We start from the raw sequence: 7,498 nt of genomic DNA on the forward strand, positions 1-7,498 counted from the left end.
TGATTTAGGAAACAAAGCCCACTCAAATCTAGATTTGAGACAGTTGGCACTTCGCAACTCGGAATTGCCCATAGTTTGTCAGCAATGTTTTAGGCCGATAGATTCTGCCTCTGATTTATCGGCTCTACTTGAAAGTGCAGAAGCTAACGTACGGTGGAAAGAAACTCCCATTTCTATTCAAATGCTATATTTCAGAACCTGACTTTTAGCCTGAATGGTTATGCAATGCAAGACTTCCGTAGGGCGTTATTCGAAATAGGAAAAACTCCAGATTTTTAAACGGGTTTTACTTTCTCTTATCCAAAAACTGTTAGACCACCGCCTATAAGCGATGGTCTAACAGTGCCATTTTGAAAGAAAGATATCTTGGATTAATATCTATTCTGATTAGATTCACATAGCGTCACGAACAAGGCGAACATAGTTATAGATTCGAATAGAATCAGCTTGCGGACCGTGGCCATCAGTGTAGTCGGTGCCGTCCCATACTTTAGGGTCGCTACGTTGAGAACCAGCGCCATGAACGTCTACCCATTTACCATATTTCTCGCTATAACCCATAGAACGACCAAAGGCGACGTAAGAAGCCGCGCCTACGTACAGATCACCATTAGCAAACGCCTTATGAGTAGTGTTACTCCAGTAAAATGCCCAATCGTCGTTACCGTTCTCGTTGGTGATGGTTGTCATGTTGAAGATTGGGTCAATTGCTGGAGTACCATTTTTTGCTGGTGAATAACTGTAGTCTGTAATGGTTTCCAGCTCTTTTACGCTTGGTAAGCGCCAATCACTGTAACCAAGGTAATTTTCGGCATTCATTTTTTGGGCATAGGCCTGTGCTTCAACCCAGTTCATTGCACCGTTTTTGCTTGCTCCGTCTTTCAGTGGGCTGGTATCGGCATTATCAGACTTCACCCAGTCAAAAGCGTTTTGATAATCAATCCCTTTAGCATAAGCTGCGCCACTGTCATTCTGCGCCCACATCAGGTCAGACTGAGTGTCGGTGATAGTTTTGTCACCATTATAAGAAGCATCGCCTGATAAGGCGGTGAGTAGTCACTACTTGATAGGCTTCCAGGTGGCGAGTTCGGTTTGCCACGCCTATAACTATATTTGCGACAGAACTGAAAATGTAGATTAGGCGTTCGAATGAACCGCTCTGTGCGGATCCGTATGCTGTATGGTGTGGATCTGGAGGGTAAGTCCTCCGGCTCCTACGATTAATTTTTGTGCCAAAGTGACACAAAAATTGATTGTTGTTCATTTAAAGACCATAATACATATGTGACATTTTGACACAAAAGGAAACTACATTATGGCGACTACTTTACCCCGCATCACTGCTAGAGTTGATGTCGATACACAACACTTACTGACAAAAGCGGCGGCAATTACTGGCATGTCTAGTATTAACTCATTTGTTCTAAGTGCTGCTATCGAAAAAGCCAAACAAGTGATTGAACGTGAGCAAGCACTTAAACTTAGTCAAGCTGATGCCATCTTACTTATGGACGCTTTAGACCGCCCTGCAACAATCAACTCAAAATTGAAAACTGCTTCTGAACGTTACGAGAGCAAAACTCAATGATGAACACGGTACTTCTAGAAAAAGTAAAACATGATAGAAATCGGTTTAACTGCGGTATTGAAGCTCTTAATAACTATCTAAAAGTAATGGCAAGTCAGCAAGCAAAGAAAGACAACACAAGAACTTTCGTTTTAGAAGATGATAATGATAGCTCGCATGTCATTGGTTTTTATACATTAACAATGACACCAATCGATTTGAAGGCTTTACCCGACAAGCTACAGAAAAAACACCACTCATCTACCTCTGGTGGTCTAATTGCTCGATTAGCTGTTGATGAACGCTACAAAGGTAAAGGCTTTGGCGAGTGGCTGCTTATTGATGCACTCAGAAAGCTACTAGCAGCCAGTGATAGCGTCGCATTCCCTGTAGTTATTGTTGACGCCAAAGATGGTGCAAAAAACTTCTACGAGCGATATGGATTCCAAGCGTTTCAGGATGCAGAAAATAAACTCTTTATTACCATTTCTGATGTAAGAGCGAATTTGGGCTAGTTAACTGCTAGCCTCCTAGCAAACTAACATTGTTAATAACAGGCCAGCTCGTTTTTCGTTTCTGTCGTAAATCTAGTTAGTTATCTTCTTTTTTGCCTTACCCATGTCACCACCGCTCTAACCATCATAAAGGATCAGATCGCAAGACTCGAAAAAGGTTCAACTGATTTAGGCAACAACGCCGTTTCTGGCGACCAGTTTCAGAGCCTGCTCCGCCCGGTTATTGTCCAACTTCGCTCTTTCGACCCGGCAGAAGGCTGTCAGCCCTTCATAGTGTTTAATGAAGTAATTAATAGCTTTACCAAGACTGCTGTTTTCTTCCACGTTACTGCTTTCCAGCTCTGCCTCGCCCCAGTCTCGGATCTGTTCCATCACCGGAAGCGATAGCTTTTTATGCCAGGCCTGCCGTTGTTCTGCGTTTAGTTCCAGCTCTCCAGCTTCATCATCGTGCCGCCAGATTTCCCCGTACTACTTTAATACCTGCTCAACCTCATCCGGGAACTGGTTGAGAACCTCTGCAAACACTTCAAAAAACTCCATGAGGCTAATTTTGGCTCAGAGTCCGTTACAATTATGGTTTGGAAAGTTAATGAATAAACTTGCGCATGCATGGTATTGATATGCAGTCTAGTCATGATGTACTGCGTATGTAAAGTCGAAGGTTTTGTCTATAAATGAGCAACAGGCCACTGCGTAGAAGCAGTGGCTTTTATGATTTGGGGTACGAAAAGTTATCTGAAAGGTAGATATCATCCGAAGCGGATAAGAAGGAAATGTCCAAAATCTTCAAAAGCTGAATTCTTACTCACAACACTTTCTATCACGAAAATGCCCCATTCCTTGTTTCGACTGATTCAACAACCACTCAACCAAAGTAACGATTGACTCACTTTTCCTGATCTAACTATGTGGCCAAATTTACTACCCTACTACAAGCACCATATTCCTTTGGGGCAACAATTTTCTCTTACTTTTATTGTGGTTATAAAGAGCAACACATGAGATTATGCCATCTGTCTCGTATTAAAGGCACTACCATAAATATCCAGTAGTAACTGGATAAATTGAGGATCATCCATGAAACTTCAGCTTGATTTGGCTAACTGTTATGGCATCAACCAACTATCTAAAGAGTTAAACTTTACAAAGTCAGCTACTAACGATGGCATTAATTCGCTCTACGCTCCAAACGGAACGTTAAAAACTTCGTTAGCTAAGACCTTTAAGGATGTGGAAGAAAACAAGGATACAAAGGATCTTATCTTTCCAAGTCGTACAACGGTAAGAAATATCAAAATTGATGGTGCCGATATAGCGTCAGCCCAAGTGATGGTGATCGACTCTTATAATGAAAGCTATAGCTCTCAACAACTTTCAACTTTATTGGTTAACGAAGAGTTGAAACAACAATATGACACTGCTCTAAAGGAAGTTGATGGCAAACGTTCAACTCTCATAAACGGGGTTGCTAAAAAGTCGGGGAAACGAGATGTCCCGAGTCTATTCAATGAAGCTTTTGGGATTCCTCAAAAAGAACTATTAGGGTTACTTGTAACACTTTCTGAGCAGATAAACCCTGACTATACCCAATATGGAGAATATAAGTACGATACTTTATTTAATCCAAAAGCTCTCCAGCTCATTGCCTCAGAAGACTTAAGCAAAGACCTTGCAGACTATGTCGATACCTATGACAAGTTGATTGAAAACTCAACAGTTTTATCCAAATCTTTTAACCACCAAAAGGCTGATGTCGTTTCAAAGAGTTTAACAGATAACGGCTTCTTCAATGCTTCGCACAGTGTCAATATTTCAGTCGATGGCTCTAAGCAAGAGGTTTCTTCAAAGAAGGAGCTAAATGAGTTACTTCAATCTGAGCAAGATAAAGTACTACAAAATCCCGAATTAAAAGAAAAGTTTAGCCGTGTTGATAGCAAGTTGAAAAACAAAGAAACTCAAGCTTTTCGAGATCTAATTTCAGAGCATCAAGACTTGCTAGGTGAATTTACCGATGTTGATGAGTTTAAAATAAAAGTTCTAATCGGGTACTTACAATCTAATCAAGCTGCTTGGGATGACTTAGTTGCGACATATAAGTCTAATCAAGAGTTGGTGGCGAATATTGTCCATCAAGCACAGCAACAAAAAACAACTTGGGAAACCGTCGTTGATACTTTCAATAAACGTTTCAAGGTTCCATTTAAACTTAGCGTAGAAAATCAGGATGAGGTGATTCTAAATAACGTCGCTCCAGCCATAAAGTTCGTATTTGATGACGGGCGAGGTGAGTCAGAGGTCGTTAGTCAATCAAGTTTGGTAGACGTTTTGAGTCAAGGCGAAAAGCGTGCACTTTATATCCTTAATGTACTTTTTGAAATTGAAGTGAAACGAAACAATATTCAGCCACTCTTAGTTGTGATAGATGATATTGCCGACTCTTTTGACTATAAGAACAAGTATGCCATTGTTGAGTATCTCCGTGATATTGCCAAAGTGGCTCATTTCAGCTTGCTATTACTTACTCATAACTTCGATTTTCATCGAATTGTGAGTAGTCGACTCGGTGCGAAACGTCAGAATCGTCATATGGCAACAAAATCATCAACGGAAATTGCTCTAAAGCCAGAAAAATATCAAAAAGATGTATTTAATGCTTGGAAGCAAAACTTAGCTACAAATGAAGCTTACCTATTAGCTAGTATCCCATTTGCTCGAAATCTTGCAGAGTATTGTGGTCATGAAGATCACTACAGTAGTTTGACATCTCTTTTGCACCTAAAAGCAGATACCAAAGACATCAAAATTAGTGATATGCAAGCGATGTATCGTCAGATCTTTGTAGATCAGCCTGCGCTAGAGCTGCCAAACAGTGAGTCGTTGGTGTTTGATAAGATAATAGAGCATAGTGATGCACTTGTAGCTGATCCTCAAGAAACCCCCGAGCTTGAATGTAAAGTTATTTTGGCTATGGCTATCAGGTTAAAAGCTGAGCACTTTATGATCACCAGAATAGCCGCCCCAGCTTTTCTCGAGGGGATTAGTTCAAACCAAACTCGTGCACTTTACGACAAATTCGTAGAGCTACACCAAGCTGAGCAAGACACCATTAGTTTGCTGGATCAAGTTAACTTGATGACTCCAGAGAACATTCACTTGAACTCATTCATGTATGAACCAATCTTGGATATGTCCGCTCACAGCTTGTATCAGCTGTATTCTGACATACAGGAGTTAGTAAACGGTCAAGAGTAAGGAAAGTAGAGCTGTTGACCAAGATGCCATCTATTGGTTTTCTTAATGGGTGTTGCTTTAGCACCCTTTAAGCTGTATGGATAAGTGATATAGCCACTTTTATGTCTGCTGAGTGCATGATTGCAATACCAGCGTTAATCCGAAAAGTCGGAGTGTTTTTTGGTTCGTAACTCGGTTTTGTCCAGATACGAGTTGTGTGAGAAGTATGGTTAACAAAGTTCTGCCCCAATCGAAGTTACACCGAACTGATTCACAGTATTACCGACCCGTGATTTGACATACTTTTTCTCATTCTGAAAGTGGCTACTGTATTGGTGGTAATTCAAGATGATGCTGTATAGTTGAAAATATACTGTTTGTAGCGTTATGGTACTTTGTATGAATGAAGTAATTTTTAATATTTTCTATTTCGTCTGTGAAGATCAACAGTCAATTATTGAACTTGGTGCCGTAGCTCACACGCGTACTGGCTCTGACGAAGAGAAAATTAATTTTTTGCAGAAAAATATACATAGCGATTCTATTACCTGTACTCGCTACAATATACCCAAAAGCTTATCTGATAGTGATGGCAAACTATCTATGGCTAAGTTTAACGGTATGATTCGGCTTGGTCGAAGTATTGAGCTATTCGAGGATATCTTTAAGCAGCTTAAAGCTCCGATAAATGTTCTTTATGTTTCAACACCAGTAGTTGACCACGCACCCACATACGATATCCAATCAGATCATGGTGCTCTCTATCTATCTGACCACCAAGGTCATCCCAAATTAGGGGCTGGTAACATGAGCGATTACCTTGAACAGTATTTTGTTAATGGGCAGCTCGACATTGCTTCGTTAATGTATAATGACCATTACATAGCGATCAAGCTTCTTTTTAATAAAAAGCATTATCTATCCTCAATGAAATTACTAGTTTCGTTTGTTGATACTATGGGGTACTTAGATTTTGGTGAAAGTGGTAATGTTTTTATTCTTTGGTTAAGAAAATATGCAGTGTTGAAAGATTTAGATATCACTGAGGAGGAACTATGGGAGTTCCGTAACTCCATTTTGCATATGACAAACTTAGACTCTCGTAAAGTAAAACAAGGTAAAGTTAAAAGAATTAGCTTTACGGTCGCACCAACAGGAACCACGACGTTTTCAGACCATGATACCAAATACTTTAATTTCGTTGACTTAATATCGGAGTTAAAAAAGGCCATGGAAAAGTGGCTTGTTTCATACGTCGAAAACCCGTCAAAACTAGTTGAGTTTGTAACGCGATATGACCGTGTTGTGGCTGACAGTCGGTACGCAGAAATACCCTAATAAGTCGAATAAATTGATACAGCACATGTCACGAACTTAGCAATTGTTCTTAGAGTTACTGAATTGCAATCCTAAACCGAAATTGCCCCAAACTGTCTTAGATTGTTGATTCTACTGTATTTCTGTCTTCCTAAATTAGCCAAATTTTTCTAATGCTCGGTCCCAAGCTTATTAGGCGGACTTTTTCCGTATTTTCTTATCGTACTTCACATGAATCGCTTATGTGCCTTGAGTTACATATTAAATTTGAGCAAGATAAACAGATAGAAAAAGCGGAATTATGTAAAGGAAGCTACCATGAGTGACTCAATTGTAATTCGAACAAAAAGTGATCTTGAAAAAGCTATTGATGCAGGTACTGAACACTTCATAGTAAAAGGTGAACTAGCGGAAAAGCTAGAACGTTCAAGAACTATTAAAAAACTATCTAAACCTATGTTGGCAGCTTTGGGGGCCGCAATTGTCGCAACTCCATTTACTGGAGGTGTAAGTGGGGCTGTTGGTTTCGCTGCTGTTGCGACGCTTACTGGAATTGAGATTGTCGCAATTGTTGCAGTTGCTTTTCTTGGCATTTCCTTGGTGTTACAAATTTGCGAAAATTTTGAAATGAAATTCAAAGGCAAAAAAGGTGACTCCGAAGCAGAAATGCATATGAAAAAAAACAAGTAAAGAGTCATATTATGAGTAAATTTGTCAAAGGGGCTCCCTATTTTTTTGTCTGTAAAAAATGCAAGCATAAATTCCATAGGAATTTAAAATTAGGTTTAATTTGCCCTAAATGCAGATCCTTAAAAGTTGTCACCGATCCTTCAGTGCTAAAGTGAAACTAACAAATAAGGATTAAGGT

Annotated in this window: 7 protein-coding genes; 5 read left to right on the forward strand and 2 right to left on the reverse strand. The window is 39.8% G+C overall.

What is annotated here, in order from left to right:
- Positions 1-393: 393 nt before the first annotated feature.
- Complete coding sequence (locus AB4138_RS23530; RefSeq protein ID WP_277869358.1) at positions 394-1,008, reverse strand: DUF1566 domain-containing protein; 615 nt, start codon at positions 1,006-1,008, stop codon at positions 394-396.
- Between the two features lie 307 nt (positions 1,009-1,315).
- Between AB4138_RS23530 and AB4138_RS23535 the strand changes: the two genes are divergently transcribed.
- Positions 1,316-1,588, forward strand: a complete 273-nt coding sequence (locus tag AB4138_RS23535) for a DUF1778 domain-containing protein (RefSeq protein ID WP_016794420.1) — start codon at positions 1,316-1,318, stop codon at positions 1,586-1,588.
- Entirely contained in the window at positions 1,585-2,082 is a 498-nt protein-coding gene (locus tag AB4138_RS23540; protein ID WP_102370515.1) for a GNAT family N-acetyltransferase, read from the forward strand. Before AB4138_RS23535 ends, AB4138_RS23540 begins: the two co-directional genes overlap by 4 nt.
- A 168-nt stretch (positions 2,083-2,250) precedes the next feature.
- Here AB4138_RS23540 and AB4138_RS23545 read toward each other — a convergent pair whose 3' ends face one another.
- On the reverse strand, positions 2,251-2,541 hold the full coding sequence (locus AB4138_RS23545) for a transposase (RefSeq protein WP_372307925.1): 291 nt from the start codon (positions 2,539-2,541) through the stop codon (positions 2,251-2,253).
- A gap of 618 nt (positions 2,542-3,159) precedes the next feature.
- Between AB4138_RS23545 and AB4138_RS23550 the strand changes: the two genes are divergently transcribed.
- The 3 genes from AB4138_RS23550 (at position 3,160) to AB4138_RS23560 (ending at position 7,320) form a co-directional block, all read left to right on the forward strand.
- A complete protein-coding gene (locus tag AB4138_RS23550) occupies positions 3,160-5,334 on the forward strand; it encodes a hypothetical protein (RefSeq protein ID WP_372307922.1) in 2,175 nt (724 codons plus the stop codon).
- 378 nt (positions 5,335-5,712) lie between these two features.
- On the forward strand, positions 5,713-6,651 hold the full coding sequence (locus AB4138_RS23555; RefSeq protein WP_372043073.1) for a hypothetical protein: 939 nt from the start codon (positions 5,713-5,715) through the stop codon (positions 6,649-6,651).
- Positions 6,652-6,948: 297 nt separating this feature from the next.
- Positions 6,949-7,320 (forward strand): hypothetical protein, encoded by a 372-nt coding sequence (locus tag AB4138_RS23560; protein ID WP_102370518.1) that lies wholly within the window; start codon positions 6,949-6,951, stop codon positions 7,318-7,320.
- Positions 7,321-7,498 lie beyond the last annotated feature (178 nt).

Origin of the sequence: Vibrio sp. 10N.286.52.C3, from assembly GCF_041468865.1 — a bacterium.
GTDB classification, from domain to species: domain Bacteria; phylum Pseudomonadota; class Gammaproteobacteria; order Enterobacterales; family Vibrionaceae; genus Vibrio; species Vibrio crassostreae_C.

Excerpts from the sequence above, each read along its gene's own strand:
- AB4138_RS23555 (WP_372043073.1), top strand. The coding sequence starts at position 5,713 with ATGAATGAAGTAATTTTTAATATTTTCTATTTCGTCTGTGAAGATCAA.
- AB4138_RS23540 (WP_102370515.1), top strand. The coding sequence starts at position 1,585 with ATGATGAACACGGTACTTCTAGAAAAAGTAAAACATGATAGAAATCGG.
- AB4138_RS23550 (WP_372307922.1), top strand. The coding sequence starts at position 3,160 with ATGAAACTTCAGCTTGATTTGGCTAACTGTTATGGCATCAACCAACTA.
- AB4138_RS23560 (WP_102370518.1), top strand. The coding sequence starts at position 6,949 with ATGAGTGACTCAATTGTAATTCGAACAAAAAGTGATCTTGAAAAAGCT.
- AB4138_RS23535 (WP_016794420.1), top strand. The coding sequence starts at position 1,316 with ATGGCGACTACTTTACCCCGCATCACTGCTAGAGTTGATGTCGATACA.